At 60.4% G+C, this 16,378-nt stretch carries 10 protein-coding genes; 3 read left to right on the top strand and 7 right to left on the bottom strand.

All coding sequences use genetic code 11. From position 1 onward, the window contains the following. Positions 1-177: 177 nt before the first annotated feature. The 5 genes from ABTW55_RS15730 to ppk1 all read right to left on the bottom strand — a co-directional run bounded on the left by ABTW55_RS15730 (position 178) and on the right by ppk1 (position 9,215). Positions 178-3,504: a diguanylate cyclase gene (locus ABTW55_RS15730; RefSeq protein WP_060423123.1), complete on the bottom strand. Its 3,327-nt coding sequence runs from the start codon at positions 3,502-3,504 to the stop codon at positions 178-180. 185 nt (positions 3,505-3,689) lie between these two features. After that, complete coding sequence (mgtE, locus tag ABTW55_RS15735; RefSeq protein WP_033654569.1) at positions 3,690-5,123, bottom strand: magnesium transporter; 1,434 nt, start codon at positions 5,121-5,123, stop codon at positions 3,690-3,692. A 103-nt stretch (positions 5,124-5,226) separates the two neighbouring features. Continuing rightward, entirely contained in the window at positions 5,227-5,409 is a 183-nt protein-coding gene (locus ABTW55_RS15740; RefSeq protein WP_004941600.1) for a YfgG family protein, read from the bottom strand. Positions 5,410-5,590: 181 nt separating this feature from the next. Then, positions 5,591-7,141, bottom strand: coding sequence for an exopolyphosphatase (gene ppx / locus ABTW55_RS15745; RefSeq protein WP_043147817.1), 1,551 nt, complete (start codon positions 7,139-7,141; stop codon positions 5,591-5,593). Between the two features lie 10 nt (positions 7,142-7,151). Then, positions 7,152-9,215 (bottom strand): polyphosphate kinase 1, encoded by a 2,064-nt coding sequence (ppk1, locus tag ABTW55_RS15750; RefSeq protein ID WP_033648827.1) that lies wholly within the window; start codon positions 9,213-9,215, stop codon positions 7,152-7,154. Between the two features lie 396 nt (positions 9,216-9,611). Between ppk1 and ABTW55_RS15755 the strand changes: the two genes are divergently transcribed. The 3 genes from ABTW55_RS15755 to pstB are packed head-to-tail and all read left to right on the top strand — an operon-like array spanning position 9,612 to position 14,270. Continuing rightward, positions 9,612-11,783: an ABC transporter permease subunit gene (locus tag ABTW55_RS15755; RefSeq protein WP_060423121.1), complete on the top strand. Its 2,172-nt coding sequence runs from the start codon at positions 9,612-9,614 to the stop codon at positions 11,781-11,783. Further along, positions 11,780-13,429 carry a phosphate ABC transporter permease PstA gene (pstA, locus tag ABTW55_RS15760; RefSeq protein ID WP_033648825.1) on the top strand — a complete coding sequence of 550 codons (1,650 nt, stop codon included), beginning with the start codon at positions 11,780-11,782 and terminating at the stop codon, positions 13,427-13,429. Before ABTW55_RS15755 ends, pstA begins: the two co-directional genes overlap by 4 nt. 28 nt (positions 13,430-13,457) lie before the next feature. Then, a complete protein-coding gene (pstB, locus tag ABTW55_RS15765; protein WP_049234954.1) occupies positions 13,458-14,270 on the top strand; it encodes a phosphate ABC transporter ATP-binding protein PstB in 813 nt (270 codons plus the stop codon). A 69-nt stretch (positions 14,271-14,339) separates the two neighbouring features. On the opposite strand, the gene ABTW55_RS15770 is transcribed toward pstB, so the two are convergent. Together ABTW55_RS15770 and ABTW55_RS15775 are read right to left on the bottom strand one after the other, a co-directional pair. Next, positions 14,340-14,831 carry a TIR domain-containing protein gene (locus ABTW55_RS15770; RefSeq protein WP_033635524.1) on the bottom strand — a complete coding sequence of 164 codons (492 nt, stop codon included), beginning with the start codon at positions 14,829-14,831 and terminating at the stop codon, positions 14,340-14,342. Further along, positions 14,828-16,282 (bottom strand): SIR2 family protein, encoded by a 1,455-nt coding sequence (locus ABTW55_RS15775; protein ID WP_049194856.1) that lies wholly within the window; start codon positions 16,280-16,282, stop codon positions 14,828-14,830. The genes ABTW55_RS15770 and ABTW55_RS15775 overlap by 4 nt, the downstream gene beginning before the upstream one ends. Positions 16,283-16,378: the final 96 nt, after the last annotated feature.

Below are 16,378 nucleotides of genomic sequence, written 5' to 3' on the forward strand. Positions count from 1 at the left end.
AGCCATCACATGTCGAGCAAAATCAACGGATACGCTGATGTTCGCATGGGAGTTTCATCTTATTTAATCGTTTAAGCTTCAGGTGTTATTTATATCACTAATCTCGCATGGGTTAACACAATGTGAATAACGGGAGTGCGGCGCCGCCCGCGAGACGGCGCCGGTGAGGGGGAGGGGTTAGCGAATGCCGAAGTAGCCGTCGCTGAGCAACACCGCCAGCGGCTGCTCCAGCGCTACCTGATCGCCATCCGCCAGATCGACGCCGATATCGCGCAGCGCCTGCAGCGTCACCGGCTGGTGGGCCGGCCCGGCGAGCGTCTGCGCTTTGATCCGATGTGCCGCGCCGTTGAGCATCGAGACCATCAGTTCATCCATCTGGTTGCAGTGCACATTGGTGATAAAGCGTTCATCGACGCGAATGATGTCGATTTTCTGATCGCCCAGCTCATCGAAGGCATTGATGTTATGCCCGAAGCCATTGACGATCAGCCGGCAGCCCAGCTGCTGCAGTTCGCGAAGACACGCCCGGCACTGCGCGGCGTGTTCCAGCACCACGGCCTCATCGACGCTGAACAACAGTGCCTGCGGCGGCAGCGAGGAAGCGCGCACCCTTTCCGTCAGCTCGCGCTGGAAGTCGGTGTTCAGCAGGCTGTCGGTGGCCAGCGGCAACGCGAGCGACAGCCCCTTGCGCTTGATGTCGTCGGCGCAGTGCACCAGCAGCTGCGCCACCGTCCAGCGGTCGATGTCCGGCATCAGGCCGTACAGCTGCGCGGCGGCGATGAATGCCTCGTGCGGCAGCGGCCGATCGTCCGGCGCCATCACCTGCAGCTTCACCTGGTGGAACGCGGCCGACAGCGGCGTCGCCGGCGGTGCGACCGCGCGGGTCAGCAGCCGCAGCTGCCCCTCGCTGACGATCGTCTGCACTTCCTGCAGGCTCAGCAATTCATGCTGCCGCTCCAGCAGCTGTTTTTGCCGTGCTTCATACAGATACACCTGGCCGCGCCCGTGGTGCTTGGCGGTGTAGCAGGCGATGTCGGCCTGGGCCAGCAGCTCGCTGCTTTTGGCGTCGCCGCCGATGCGCGTGATGCCGGCGCTGGCGCCGACGCGATAAATTTTCCCTTCCCAGTAGAACGGATGCTGGCTGATTTGGTTGACCACCTGTTGCATCAGCGATTTGGCCTGCTCCGGCCGGCAGTCGAACAGGATCAGGCCGAATTCGTCGCCGCCCAGCCGGGCCAGGCAGTCGCTGTTGCGCAGCTGGTGCCGCATCAGCTGGGCGATGTCCCGCAGCAAGGCATCGCCCGCCGCGTGGCCGGCGGTGTCGTTCACCGCCTTGAACCGATCCAGATCGAGGAACACCAGCGAATGCGGCGGCGACGGTTCCCCGCCGGCGACGATTGCCGCTTTCAGCTGCTTCTCGAAGCTGGCGCGGTTCGGCAGGCCGGTCAGCGCGTCATGCGAGGCGCTGTAGCTGAGCTTTTTCATCAGTTCGCGCGAGGCGGTGACATCCTGCAGCACCATCACCGCGCCCATGGTTTCACCGTCGAGGGTTTTCAGCGGTGAGACAGACTGCTGCACGTCGAAATAGCGCCCGTCGCGGCTGTGCAGCACCAATGCGTAATCCGCCGGCCACTGCCGTGGATATTGCGTGAGGTTTTCGATTTCCGGGCCGTCTTTGCCGTTGGTCAGGCGCACCACGCCGGCGACGGGCATACCGATCGCCAGATCGAGCGGCCAGCCGCACATCTGCTCGGCCACCGGATTCATAAAGGTAATGCGCAGGTGGCTGTCGGTGGAGATCACCCCTTCGCCGATGGCGTCGAGGGTGATGTGCAAACGCTCTTTCTCCTCGTGCAGCGCTTCGGCGAGGCTCTTGAGCTCGGTCATGTCGATATTGGTGCCGATCATGCGCAGCGGCCGGCCCTGATCGTCGAGGATCACGTTGCCCTGGCCGCGAATATGGCGCACGCTGCCCTGGCGGGTCACGATGCGGTATTCCATGACGAAAGGCTTGGGGTCGGCCAACAGCGCGGCCAGCTCGCGATCGGTGCGGTCGCGATCTTCCGGCACCAACAGCGTGCGCCACAGCGCCAGCGTCGGCGTTTGGTCGGGATTGAGATCGTAGAGTTCGAACATGCGCTGATCCCAGGTGAAGTTTTCCTGGCTCATCACCCATTCCCAGATGCCGACGCCGCCCACCTGATTGGCCAGCGTAATGCGCTCCACCAGCCGGTTGTTTTCCGCCTGGCTGCGCTTCAAATCGCTGATGTCCTCCACCTGCGAGATGAAGTACAGCGGCAGCCCTTCGGCGTCGCGCACCAGCGAGACCGCCAGCAGCGCCCAGACGGTCTGGCCGTCGCTGCGGATGTAGCGTTTCTCCATGGTGTAGCTGCTGATATGGCCATCGAGCAGGTCGTGCAACTGGCTGAGATCGGCGGTGAGATCGTCGGGATGCGTAATTTCTTGAAAGGTCAGCTTATGCAGCGCCTCAGGCGTATAGCCGAGCAGCGCGCACAGCGCCTGATTGACCTGCAGCCATTTCCCCTGCGGCGACACCAGCGCCATACCGATGGCGGAATACTCCAGCGCGCTGCGAAAGCGGCTTTCGCTCTCGACGATGTGCTGTTTTTCCACCCGAAAGGCGTGCATCACCACCGCCATCGCGTGCGCCGGGATTAAAATCAGCAGCATCGGCAAGTACAGACCGAGATCGCCAAGGTGCTTGCCGGAAGCCTGGAAATGCAGCAACCCCAGCGAAATCATCACGGTGATCAGCAAGAGGGTGCAGAAGCAAACGGTGAACGCCTCAAAACGCGGCAGTGCGATGGCTGCCCACAGCAGCGGCAAAATCACGAACGTGAACGGAAAAGGCAGGTAGGTCAGCGCCACAAAGCTGAAAGCCAGCGTAACCATCAGCGTCAGCAATAATGGAAACGGGTTCAGCGCCGTCAGGGTGCGACGATTATAAGAGAGGCCGATCGGCGCCAGCGACAGCACCCCTATCGCTTCGGAAATGAACCAGGTACCGAACGGCTGCCAAAAAGGCTGGCCTGGCGCGGGCACCAGGCTGGCGGCCAGCAGCGCGCTGAACAGCGGGGTAAAAATCACCGCGCACACCACAAAACGCAGCCAACTGGCGAGATCGTTCAACGGATCGTACGGGTGTAGCATGCGGCGCAACAGCAGGGCGCAAACCGCCGCTTCCAGCAGGTTGATGGCGGCTAGCTTGACGGGAGTGGCGCTGACGCCGAACAGCAAGAAGCTGGCGAGCACGATGCCGAGGCCGCTGGCCAACAGCGGCAGGCCCCAGTGGCGCGGGGCGTGGCGGTACAGCACCGCGATCGCGGCGGCGGTCGGAAACCACAGCGGGGTGAAGTGGCTGGCTTCGCTGGACAGCGACAGGCTCAGCAAGGCGAGCAGAAACGTCGCCAGCGCCACTAACAGGGAATGCGTCAGCACGACGCCTTTGTGGGTGCCGAACGTGTTCGGCGCGCTGATCTCCATAGACACCCTTACCGATGGCCTCTGTCAGTGATTTGATTCATGACGTGGATGAATTAAGACGATTTATTGGCAAAGGGTAGTACAGCGCGAGAGGAAAACCTACCGGGATGGCCGACTTTACTGCGTTAACGCAAACCCGGCGACAGAATGGCGAAAAAGCCGGCGCGCGGCCGGCTTTTCGCGTATTACAGCAGGAACAGGGTGGCGAGGCCGAGGAAGATGAAAAAGCCGCCGGTATCGGTCAGCGCGGTGATGAGCACGCTGGAGCCGACCGCCGGATCGCGGCCCACTTTGAGCATGGTCATCGGGATCACTACGCCCATCAGCGCCGCCAGCAGCAGATTGAGCAGCATCGCCAGCGTCATCACGCCGCCCATCGCCGCGTCGCCGTACAGCAGCCAGGTGATGACGCCCATGATGCCGCCCCACACCACGCCGTTGATGATGGCGACGCCCAGCTCTCTGAGCATCAGGCGCGAGATGTTGCCGACTTCGATCTGGTGCAGCGCCAGCGCGCGCACGATCATGGTGATGGTCTGGTTGCCGGTGTTGCCGCCGATGCCGGCGACGATCGGCATCAGCGCCGCCAGCGCCACCAACTGGGAAATGGTGTGTTCGAACAGGCCGATCACCCGCGAGGCGATGAATGCGGTGCAGAGGTTGATCGCCAGCCAGGCCCAGCGGGTCTTGACCGCCTTGCTGACCGGGGCGAACACGTCTTCTTCCGGGCTCAAACCGCCCATGCGGCGCAGGTTGGTGTCGCTCTCTTCGTTGACGGCGTCGACGATCTCTTCGATGGTCAGGCGGCCCATCAGTTTGCCCTTGGCGTCAACCACCGGGGCGCTGATCAGGTCGTAACGTTCGAACGCGCCGGCCGCTTCATCGGCCTTGTCTTCGGGCTGAAAGGTGGCGGGATCGCTGTCCATCACTTCGCGCACCGGGATCTCCGGATCGTTCAGCAGCACTGCGGTCAGTGGCAGCTCGCCCAACAGGGTGTTTTTGCGATCGGTGACGAACAGTTTATCGGTGGCGTCGGGAATGGTTTTGCGCATGCGCAAGAAGCGATGCACCGCGCCGAGCGTGACGTCCGGCCGCACCGTCACCAGTTCGAAATCCATCATCCAGCCGACGCTGTCTTTGGCGTACTGGCTCATCTCGCGCACCTGGGCGCGCTGCTCCGGCTCCAGCGAGGTCAGCAACCGGCCCATCAGGTTACGCGGCAGGTATTGCGCCAGGTAGGCCTGTTCGTCGACGTCCAGCGTTTTGATCGCTTTGAGCAGGTCTTTGTCGCTCATTTCCTCGATCAGGCTGTCCCAGACCGGTTCGGCGACCTCCACCAGCGTCTGGCCGCGCTTGCTGTTGCCCACCAGCCGCCACAGCGCCATACGTTCGTCCTGCGGCAGCGCCTCCAGCAGGTCCGCCAGGTCGGCGGCGTGCATATCGTCCAACAGACCGGTGATTTCCGCCGTCTGGTTCAGCAGTTCGCTTTGGCTGAGGGCGTGTTCATCCCCTGGCCGGCCGAGAATGCCGTCGACCAACTCCTTATTGTTCAACAGCAGAGTGAGAATGCGCTGGCGGTATTCAGCGACTTTTTTGACGTTATGGGTTGCGGCTGACATGGTGTTCCTTTACGGGCGCTCGGCGTTCCTGACGCAGGCTCATTAAAAGATAGAGCATAGCGGGTGCCGGCGTCATTTTTATGAAACGGCCGGGGTGCGGCGGTTATTCAGAGGAGGCGTCCTGTTGCGGCGCGCTGACTTCGGCGGCGTTTTGCGCAGCGGCCTGCTTTTTTTCCTGATGATGAGGCACCGCCACCACGGCGGCGTACAGCAGTCGGCCGACTAAAATGATAAAGCTGATAAACAACACTATCTTCGTCATCTGTCCGGTGGTTTTCTTGCGCATATATCACCCGGTATGCCGGTGTCCTGTGTTATTCACTCGAGAATTTGTAAGCGGATTTTAGGCGCTGATGGCAAAAGTTGTCCATTTTTTTCCGGCGTGCGGGGCGGTGTATTAGGGCTTCGTTTAGGTTGACGGGGCGAGGGCGGAAAGAAAAACCCCCTGTCTGGCAGGGGGCGGGGGATCAGGCGGAGCGCTGTTCGTTTTGCGAGCCTTCTTCTTCGATCAGCAGCTTCCAGCCGACGACGTCGTTCCAGTAGGCCTGCTCGCGCTCGAAATCGAGCTGCACCAGGTTGTTCTGCGCCAGGTAGCCGGCTGGGAAGCGCAGCGTCCAGTGGTTGTCGTCGGTGGTCAGGCGCAGCGTTTCCGGCGTGGTGGTCGACTGACGCTGGTTGTTGAGCAGGGTGCTCAGACGCAGCAGCTGGATCAGCGGCAGGTAGTGCTTCTTCTTGAACAGGTTGAGGCGCGGCAGCTCTTCGAGCTTGATCGCCTTGCGGTGGAAACGCACCAGCGCCGACAGCAGCAGCTGCTGTTCCTGGTTGAAGCCAGGCAGGTTGGAGTTTTGCAGAATGTAGGCCGAATGGCGGTGCATGCCGCTGTGGTTGATGCTCAGCCCCACCTCGTGCAGCATGGCGGCCCATTTCAGCAGCGCTTCCAGTTGCGGATGCGCCAGCTTGGTGTTTTGCGCCATCCACTGCGAGTAGAGCAGCTCGGTGGTTTCCAGCACTCGCTTGGCCTGCTCGCGGTCGATGTTGTAGTGATCGGCCAGGCTCTTGGCGGTGCGGCTGCGGATGTCCTGATGGCGGAAGCGACCTTCCATTTCATACAGCACGCCTTCGCGCAGCGCGCCGTCGGACAGGCGCAGATCGCGGATCGCCAGCGCGTCGAATACGCCGCACAGGATAGCCAGCCCCGGCACGAACACCGATTGGCGATCCTCCGACAGCCCCGGCAGGCTCAGCGAACTGAAGCTTTTGAACTGCAGCACCTGTTCGGCGAGCATTTCCAGGCGATCCAGGGTGATGAGACCGTCTTTTTCCCCCATCGCCACCAGCACTTCGTGGGCGGCCTTGATGGTGCCCGAGGCGCCCAGCGCGTACTGCCAGCCCTGAATGCGGTACTGCCAGGCCAGCGTTTCCAATTTTTGCGCCGCCGCCAGCCGCGCGCGGCGGAAGTTGTTTTTGCTGATCTCGCCGCCCGGGAAGAACAGCTGGGCGAAGCTGACGCAGCCCATGCGGCGGCTTTCCGCCAGCAGCGGCTCGAAGTCTTCGCCGATCACCAGCTCGGTGGATCCGCCGCCGATGTCGATCACCAGCTTGCGGCCTTTCTCCGGCTGAGTGTGCTCCACGCCCATGAAGATCAGACGCGCCTCTTCCTGACCGGCGATGATTTCGATCGGGTAGGGGATCACTTTGGCGGCGCGCTTGAGGAACACTTCGGCGTTCACCGCCTGACGCAGGGTGTGCGTCCCGACGATGGTGACGTTATCCGCCGGGAAGCCCTGCAGCCGTTCGGCAAACAGCGCCAGGCAGGCCAGGCCGCGTTCTATCGCCTCTTCACTGAGTACGTTGTTGCTGTCCAATCCGTCGGCGAGATGCACCCGCTGTTTTAAACGGCCCAATACCTGTAAGGCGCCGTTGACGACGCGGGCGATCACCATGTGGAAACTGTTCGACCCGAGGTCGATGGCGGCGATTTCCTGCGGTTTGTTCGTTGCAGTGTTTTTTAGCGGCATAGTTGCTGGCCTACTGTCCTGGTTGTTCCAGAGCTTTTAAATACTCGTAAATAGCCACCTGGGCACGCACTTTGCGGCGGTTGCCGCGCGGCACGTACTGGTTGCTCAGTTCTTTATCCACATAACGGGCCTTGACCGTATCGCTGAACAGGATCTCCAGAATGTCCAGAACGCGCTGTTTCAGCGCCGGATCCAGCAGAGATACCGCCACTTCGATACGGTAATCTATGTTGCGGGTCATCCAGTCGGCGGAGGACAGATACACCCGTTTGTCACCTTTATTGTCGAAAACGTAAACCCGGTCGTGTTCCAAAAAGCGATCGACGATGCTGATCACCTGAATATTGTCGCTGATCCCCGGCAGGTTGGGAATCAGGGAACACATGCCCCGCACCAGCAGGCGGATCTTCACGCCGGCGCCGGACGCGGTATATAACCGATCTACCAGCCCTTTATCCACCAGATTATTAATTTTCAACATAATGCCGGCCTGTTCCCCGGCCTGGGCGTTGGCGATTTCGTTGTCGATCAGCTCATACAGCTTCAGGCGCGAGTTCTGCGGCGACACCATCAGGTTGTCGAAGGTGACCGGCCGGTAGGGGTTCTCGATAAAGTTGAACACCCGACGCACCTCGTTGGTGATGCGTGAGTCGGCGGTCAACAGCGAATAGTCGGTGTAGATGCGCGCGGTTTTTTCGTTAAAGTTGCCGGTGCCGATATGAGCATAGCGCACAATTTCATCGCCTTCACGGCGTGAAATCAGGAACAGTTTGGCGTGGATTTTCAGGCCCGGCGCGGAGAAGATCACGTGTACGCCGGCCTCGGTCAGGCGCTTCGCCCAATGAATGTTGGCTTCTTCGTCGAAGCGCGCCTGCAGCTCGACCACCACCGTGACTTTTTTGCCGTTGTGCGCGGCGTGGATCATCGATTCGATAATGCGTGAATCTTTCGCCACCCGGTAGATGTTGATCTTGATAGCCAACACGCTCGGATCGAACGACGCCTGGCGCAGCAGCTCCAGCACGTGCTCGAAGGTGTGGTACGGATAGTAGAGCAGCACGTCTTTTTCGCGAATGGCGTCGAAGCCGTTGCGGAAACCGTCGAACCAGATGTGGCGCAGGCGCGGCAGCGGCTTGTTGACCAGGTTGGCCTTGCCGACGTTCGGGAAACTGATGAAATCTTTGAAGTTGTGGTAGCGGCCGCCGGCGATCACCGAATCGTAGTTGGAAATGCCCAGCTTGCCGCGCAGCAGTTCCACCATTTCGTTCGGCATGTCGCGCTGATACACGAAGCGCACCGGCTCGGCGGTCAGGCGCTGTTTCAGGCTGGAGGACATCAGTTCCAGCAGGCTGGATTCCATTTCGGTCACCAGATCGTACTCCGCGTCGCGGGTCATTTTCATCGAGTAGGCGTTGAGCGCGTCGTAGTCGAAGAAGCCCTTGAAGATATCGTCCAGGCAGTAACGCAGAATGTTGTCCAGCAGGATCATCGGCTTGCGGCGGCGCGGCGCTTCCGGCGGCAGATTGACGAAGCGCGGCACCTTGTCGGACGGGATCTCCAGCAGCGCATAGTCGATGCGCGCGCCGCGGATGATCTCCACCGCCAGATAGGTGTAATCGTCTTTCAGGAACTGCACCAGATTGGTGTCGTGATTGATCAGGATCGGCGTGATGTGCTGGCGCAGATGCTGTTTGAAATATTGCCGCAGCCAGATTTGCTGGTTCTCGGACACCTGGCGTTCGTTGATCAGGAAGATCTGGTTACGCGCCATTTCCAGCAGCAGATCGTTGTACAGGCCGTCGAACTCCTGATCGGTTTTCAGCACCTTGGCCTGGATCTTTTTCAGCAGGTGGCGCGAGGCGCCGGCGGAGCCTTGCTCTTCGCTGATCAGGATGCGCCGTTTGAGATCGGCGAAGCGGACTTTATAGAATTCGTCGAGGTTGTTGGAGTAAATGCCCAGAAAACGCATACGTTCAATCAGGGGATTGCTCTTATCTGCGGCTTCCTGCAACACGCGTTCATTAAAGGATAACCAGCTTAGTTCTTTTTCGATGTAGAGCTTTTCCTGACCCATTGCCACTCCAGTTCAAATTTAGAATAGGATCCGGGACGCAGCGCCCGGATGCCGCTCTAGTGTCCTTGATCATTATTGCGAGAGATTGACAGGAAAGTCCAACATATCCATTGCGTTGGCGCGCGGCATTTTTCGGCGGCAATAAATTTTCGCCGAGGCGGGACGCCCGGCAGTGAAGTGAGTAGCATGAAATGACGATTAGCAGGCTCATTTTTGGTGATATTAAGCGTGTTTACGTTCATTTTTCAGCAATATACCGACGCCATATTGTCTGTTTGCAGTGTAAAAAACCTGGGCAAAGCAGGGTAACTTTGTCATGCAAACGTCATAAAACTGACATAAGATGCCCGGTTATCTTACGGCGCAAGCCCGATTACATCAGCGACAGCGAGACACATGACACAGACGACGGCCAATCAACATCCCCGAGATCGCATGCGCGGGCGCATCGACCGCGGCGTGCAGGCGGCAGTGACCGCCAGCGGGCTGATGGTGCTGATGACGTTGATGCTGATCTTCGTTTATCTGCTGTTTGCGGTGCTGCCGCTGTTCAAACCGGCCTCGCTCGGCCAGGCGCAGCCGCTGCCGATCGCGGCGTCGGCCCCGGCGCTGGCGCTGGGCATGGACGTGCAGCAGCGCGTTGGTTACCGCATTGACGCGCAGGGCGCGGGGCAATTTTATCGCCTGACGCCGACCCCGAACGGCCAGCCCCAGGCGCCGCTGGCGCAGCAGACGCTGTTGGCCAAGCCGGCGCTGCTCGCGCAGGCCGCCGGAGAGCGCGATCTGTTTGCGCTGGCGCAGGCCGATGGCCGGTTGGTGGTGGCGCGCGCGGATTTCGCGACGGCGGAGACCGGCCGGCCGCAGTGGCTGTTCCCGCTCGGGCAGCAGCCGTTGGCGCTGGATCCACAGCGCAAGCCGCTGAAACTGATGACGCTGGCGGATGCGCATCGCGGGCAGTATCTGCTGGCCGGGGTGACCGACGATCGGCGCCTAGTGTTCGGCCGTTTCAGCCCCGACCGGCCGCCGCAGTTCAGCGAGCGCCCGCTGGAACATGATGCTGAGCAACTGGTGCTGACGCCGGATGGCCGCCAGCTTTACCTGCTGACCGGCAACCGGCTGGCGCGTTATCAGATCGACGGCGCGCAGCTGCAGCTGCGTGAAACGCGTACCCTTGGCGAACATGCCCCGTATCAGATGACGGCGCTGCCTGGCGGCAGCGCGCTGCTGATCAAGGGCGCCGACGGCAATCTGCGCGAGTGGTTCGAAGTAGAAAAAGAGCAGCGCTGGCGCCTGACGCCGGTGCAGCATTTCGACCACGGCGCCGACGGGCGGGAGCTGACGGTGGCCGAGCCTTACCGCCGGGTGTTCGCCACTCTGCGGCCCGACGGCGGTTTTTCGCTGTTCTCCGCCATTCAGCCGCAGCCGCTGCTGAATGCCCGCTTGGGCGCCGAGGTGCGGCAGATGGCGTTCGCGCCGCGCGGCGATGGCCTGCTGCTGGAGAGCGCGCAGGGCTGGCAGCGCTATGCGCTCGACAATCCGTATCCGGACGTCACCTGGCGTTCGCTGTGGGGCAAGGTGTGGTATGAGAACTACCCGCAGCCGGCCTACGTCTGGCAGTCCACCTCCGGTGAAGACAGCTACCAACCCAAATTCAGTTTGATGCCGGTAATCTTCGGCACCTTCAAGGCGGCGGCTTACGCGATGCTGTTTGCCATTCCCCTGGCGCTGGCCGGCGCTATCTATACCGCTTATTTTATGACGCCGGGGCTGCGGCGGGTGATCAAACCGGCTATCGAAGTGATGGGCGCGTTGCCGACGGTGGTGATCGGGCTGGTGGCCGGCATTTGGCTGGCGCCGATCATCGAGCAATACCTGTTGGCGGTGCTGGCGTTGCCGCTGCTGCTGGCGGCGGCGGTGCTGCTGTGCGGCGCATTGACCCACCGCTTTATGCCGCGCTGCCGGCCAGGTGTCGATCTGCTGTTGCTGTTGCCGCTGCTGGCGTTGACGGTGTGGCTGGCGCTCAGCCTGGGGCCGCGGCTGGAGGCGGCGCTGTTCGGTGAGCCGCTGCATTTCTGGCTGGGGGATAATTACGACCAGCGCAATGCGCTGGTGGTGGGCGTGGCGATGGGCTTTGCGCTGGTGCCGATCATCTTCTCGCTGGCGGAGGACGCGCTGTTCAGCGTGCCGGCCACCCTGAGCCAGGGCTCTTTGGCGCTGGGTGCCACCCAATGGCAGACGGTGATCAAGGTGGTGCTGCCTTCCGCCAGCGCCGGGATTTTCTCCGCGCTGATGATCGGCTTTGGCCGCGCGGTGGGGGAAACCATGATCGTGCTGATGGCCACCGGCAATACGCCAATTATCGACGGCAGCCTGTTCCAGGGGCTGCGAGCGCTGGCGGCCAATATCGCCATCGAAATGCCGGAGGCGGTCTCCGGCAGCAGCCATTACCGCGTGCTGTTCCTGACCGCGCTGGTGCTGTTTATCTTCACCTTCGTGTTCAACACGCTGGCGGAGGCGGTGCGCCTGCGGCTGCGCAAGCGCTACACGCCGAATCAGGAGGCGCCATGAAGAACTGGGTGAAGAGCGGGTCGCCGTGGATTTGGCTCACCGCCGGTTCGGTGGCCGTCAGCCTGTTGGCGCTGATCGGCATTCTGTTGCTGTTGGCCGGGCAAGGGATGCGCTATTTCTGGCCGAGCCCGGTTTATCAGTTCGAGCTGAATCAGAACGGCGCCGGGCCGGTGACGGTGATCGGCGAGCTGTATCAACAGCAAAGCATTTCGCGCCGCCAGCTAACGGAAGCGGGCGTGACGCCGCCGGGCGAGGCGCAAAGCGTCGAACGTTATCTGATCAAGGTCGGTAACCGCGAGCGTGAAGGGCAGGATTTCCGCACCTTGCTGGCCAGCGACATCGGCAGCCAAAGCACGCCGCGCAGCCTGCTGGTGCTGGAGCGCGACAGCCACGGCACCGCTTACGGCTATCTGGCGGGGCTGCTGGAGGACGGGCAACCGCTGACCGGCCGCAATCTGGGGCAGGCGTTGCAGCAGCGGCTGCCGCAAATCGCCGCGCTCTCGCGCCAGGCGCACGACATTCAATTTCGCGATATGGCGCGCATCAATCAGCAGTTTGACGCGCTGCGGCTGCGGGAAAAGCGCCTGCAGCGCGACGATAAGCTGGATGCCCGCGCGCAGGACGCCATCAAGGCCGAGCGGCTGGAGCTGCAGCGGCAATACCAGCTGCTGTCCGAACGCCTGGCGGGGCTGAACCGCGATCGCCAGCGCGATGCGCTGCTGCTGCGCGATATGCATGGCCAGACGTTGACCATTCCGCTCAGCCAGGTGCGCGATGCCTGGTACCCGAACGCCATGAACACCAGCGAGAAGCTGGCGCACTGGGGCGAGCAGGTGAAGAAGTTCCTCACCGACAGCCCGCGCGAGGCGAATACCGAAGGCGGGGTGTTCCCGGCCATTTTCGGCACGGTGTTGATGGTGATCCTGATGTCGATCGTGGTGATGCCGTTTGGCGTGATCGCGGCGGTATATCTGCACGAGTATGCCGGCAACAATCTGCTGACGCGGGTGATCCGCATCGCGGTGGTGAACCTGGCCGGCGTGCCCTCGATCGTCTACGGCGTCTTCGGCCTCGGCTTTTTCGTTTATATGATAGGCGGCACGCTCGACCAGCTGTTCTATCCTGAATCCTTGCCCAACCCGACCTTCGGCACGCCCGGTGTGCTGTGGGCGGCGCTGACGCTGGCGCTGCTGACGCTGCCGGTGGTGATCGTCGCCACCGAGGAAGGGCTGTCGCGCATTCCCACCTCGCTGCGGCAGGGCTCGATGGCGCTGGGCGCCAGCCGGGCCGAGACGCTGTGGCGCATCGTGCTGCCGATGGCGGCGCCGGCGATGATGACCGGCCTGATTCTGGCGGTGGCGCGCGCCGCCGGGGAGACGGCGCCGCTGATGCTGGTGGGGGTAGTGAAATCGGTGCCGGTGCTGCCGGTGGACGAGATTTTCCCGTATCTGCACCTGGAGCGGAAGTTTATGCATTTGAGCTTCCAGATCTACGATATGGCATTCCAGAGCCCGAGCGTAGAGGCGGCGCGGCCGCTGGTGTTCGCCACCGCCTTCCTGCTGGTGACGATCGTGGTGAGTTTGAATCTGGCGGCGATGGGTATCCGCCATTCGCTGAGGGAGCGGTACCGAGCATGGTCGCAGTAACAATGACGCTATTTTTGGGGAGTGCGTAATGGGTTTGATGACGCCAGGCAGTTTGCCCCGGCTGGATGTCCAGCATCTCGACGATGAACAGACCGCGCTGGCGGTCAACGGACTGAACCTGTTTTATGGTGACAAACAGGTGCTGCACGACATTTCGCTGCGCATTCCGAAGCACCGGGTGACGGCCCTGATCGGCCCTTCGGGCTGCGGCAAATCGACGCTGCTGCGCTGTTTCAACCGCATGAACGATCTGGTGGACAACTGCCGCATCGAGGGCGATCTGCAGCTGAACGGCGCGACGATCTCCGGCGCGCAGATCGACGTGGCGGCGCTGCGGCGGCGGGTGGGCATGGTGTTCCAGCGGCCGAACCCGTTCCCGAAATCGATCTATGAAAATGTGGTGTACGGCCTGCGGCTGCAGGGCGTGCGCGACCGGCGCTTGCTGGATGAAGCGGTGGAGCGTTCGCTGCGCGCCGCCGCGCTGTGGCATGAGGTGAAGGATCGGCTGCGTGAAAATGCGTTCCGCTTGTCCAGCGGCCAGCAGCAGCGCCTGGTGATCGCGCGCGCCATCGCCATCGAGCCGGAAGTGTTGCTGCTCGACGAGCCGACCTCGGCGCTGGATCCGATCTCCACGCTGACCATCGAGGAGCTGATTTCTGCGCTGAAACAGCGTTACAGCGTGGTGCTGGTGACGCACAACATGCAGCAGGCAGCGCGCGTCTCCGACTACACCGCTTTTATTCATCAGGGGCGGCTGGTGGAGTACAACGATACCGACGCCATCTTCACCTCGCCGCGCCAGCGCCGCACCGAAGATTATATTACCGGGCGGTATGGGTGAGCGACGTGCCGCACCCCTAGCGAACGAAAGGCTGCAGGATAATGCAGCCTTTCGTCTTTAGGGCGGCCGTCAGTAATTTTCGCGAATGCGGATCGCTTCTTCTACCCACTCCGCCAGATTTTCCTTGATGTGATTATAGACATTGGCGCTGGTCAAATAAGGCGGGTCATAGGCTTTGGCGATTCCGGAAAGCTTTCTATCCCCCAGCTTGATATGATCCAACGGGTTGTTGCCTTTTCGGGCTTGTTCGCCGGCGCTGTCTTTCAGGTTATGGATATACACCACCAGCACGCCCATGCCTTTCTTCCAGGCTTCGCAGATTTCGAAGTTGATCCACTTGCGATTGGCGGTATCTTTACCCGCGAGAATCACGGCGCAGCTCCGATTGTCCAACTGGCCTTTGATCCAAGCGGCGATGGCGTCGTCACCGCCTTTTTTCACTTCCTCCCAATCGTTATCCGTGGCCGGCCGGTTACCTTCCAGCGAGCCCATTTCGCGTATCTGAGAAGCGCGCCAGTTGTCCGGCTCATAATGGAAACTGTAAAAACATTTTCTGGTCATCGAGGATTATCCTTAGTAATGATATCGATAAGTGCCAACAGGCATGTTTTCTTCTCCGCCAGGCTGCCCGGCTCGTTAAGTTGATCCAGCAGGTTCATGGCGACGGGATGGCGGTGATAGAGGGTGTCTTTCATCTCCTCCTTGATTTTTCGGTAGATCTCGGCGGATGCGCCGCCGGTACAACCGATAGGAATGCAGACGCAGCCTTGTTCCGCAGCGATGTGGAACTCTTTCAATAAACCATCGGCCAGCACGCATTCGCCTTCGGCGTTACGCTTGTTGCCGAACAAAAAAACCGCGATGCCGCTGAGCGAAATCATGTTCTGGCGGTACTCGTGCCAAAGTGCCGGCAGCGTAATGCTCCCGCTGGCGAATTGGGGGAAAGGGCGCAATACCAGCTGGCTTTCGCTGATTTTCCCCCCGCTGGCGTAAATGGCTTCCAATGCGCCGTTGATCACCGCCGTGCCCACGCCCCAACCGAAGCCGTTGACGATGCGGTACTGTTTGCGGATAAGCAGGCGCGCCAGGCGGTGTATGAACTGGATGGACTCTTCACGGGCATAGGGGTGGTAGTTGTCGGCGCTGCCGGAGATAAACACCGTGCTTTTCTTGAATTGCGTTTCGATGGCATACAGCAGGTCGGTGATTTGCCGATAGTCCTCCACCAGCAGCGTTTGAATGCCGTAACGGCGCAGATCGTTGATCATCAGGCTTTGTTTTCGGCTGTTGTAATCATAAGACGCCTGATCCTCGCTGCCGCTGTCGCCAGGCTGAACGCGCCGCATGATGCAGTAGTGGTTTCTTTTCCCTTCGCCGTACTGCGCGTAAAGGCGACTCAATACGTATTGCAGGTTGGGGTCTTCAAAGCTGAAACCGATAAACAGGAAGGTTTTGGCGGTCAACTCCGCCATCAGCATGTTGATAAAAGGAAGGTGTGTACGGGAGTAAGTTTCGTATTGTTCGCGGGTGATAATCGCCTGGTTGGGGGTTCTATAATCACCATGCATTTTATATAAGACAACATCACGCTTGTGAATATTGTTGGTCAGACTTTCCGGCGTGGTTTTAACGTCGCAGACGCGATTATAACGGGCATAGGTTTTTTCAATCAGATCGTCGTAGTTGGTTGTCCAGAGTGACGCTATCGGCAATCTGGCAATGATCCGATGATTTTCAGTTTCTTCCGCTTGCTCAGCGAATTCTGTAATTATTTTTTGATTTATCTTATGCCGGTTGCCTTTTTCATTGAGATGATATTGAGCCAGAGAAATAAGGTCGCTTTCTTTTTCTATATCCAGCCCCAATTCATAAGCGATATCGCCGATAAGCTCTTTCCAGCTGACGAAACCGGCGGGTATGGACAGCCCGGCGCCGGCAAACAGCGCGGCGCTGCCAGCTTTGATATCATTAACGTAATCACGAATAAACAGTTCTATATCACGTTCTGGCATTAGGAAATCCTGATGTTGTCCGAGGTTCTTGATTGGTTAGTTGTAAATTATGGCTTTCATGAATAATTGCATTAAACAAAATATCACGGTAAGACG

The sequence above is a fragment of the Serratia sp. SM04 genome (genome assembly GCF_040280225.1).
GTDB lineage: Bacteria > Pseudomonadota > Gammaproteobacteria > Enterobacterales > Enterobacteriaceae > Serratia > Serratia sarumanii.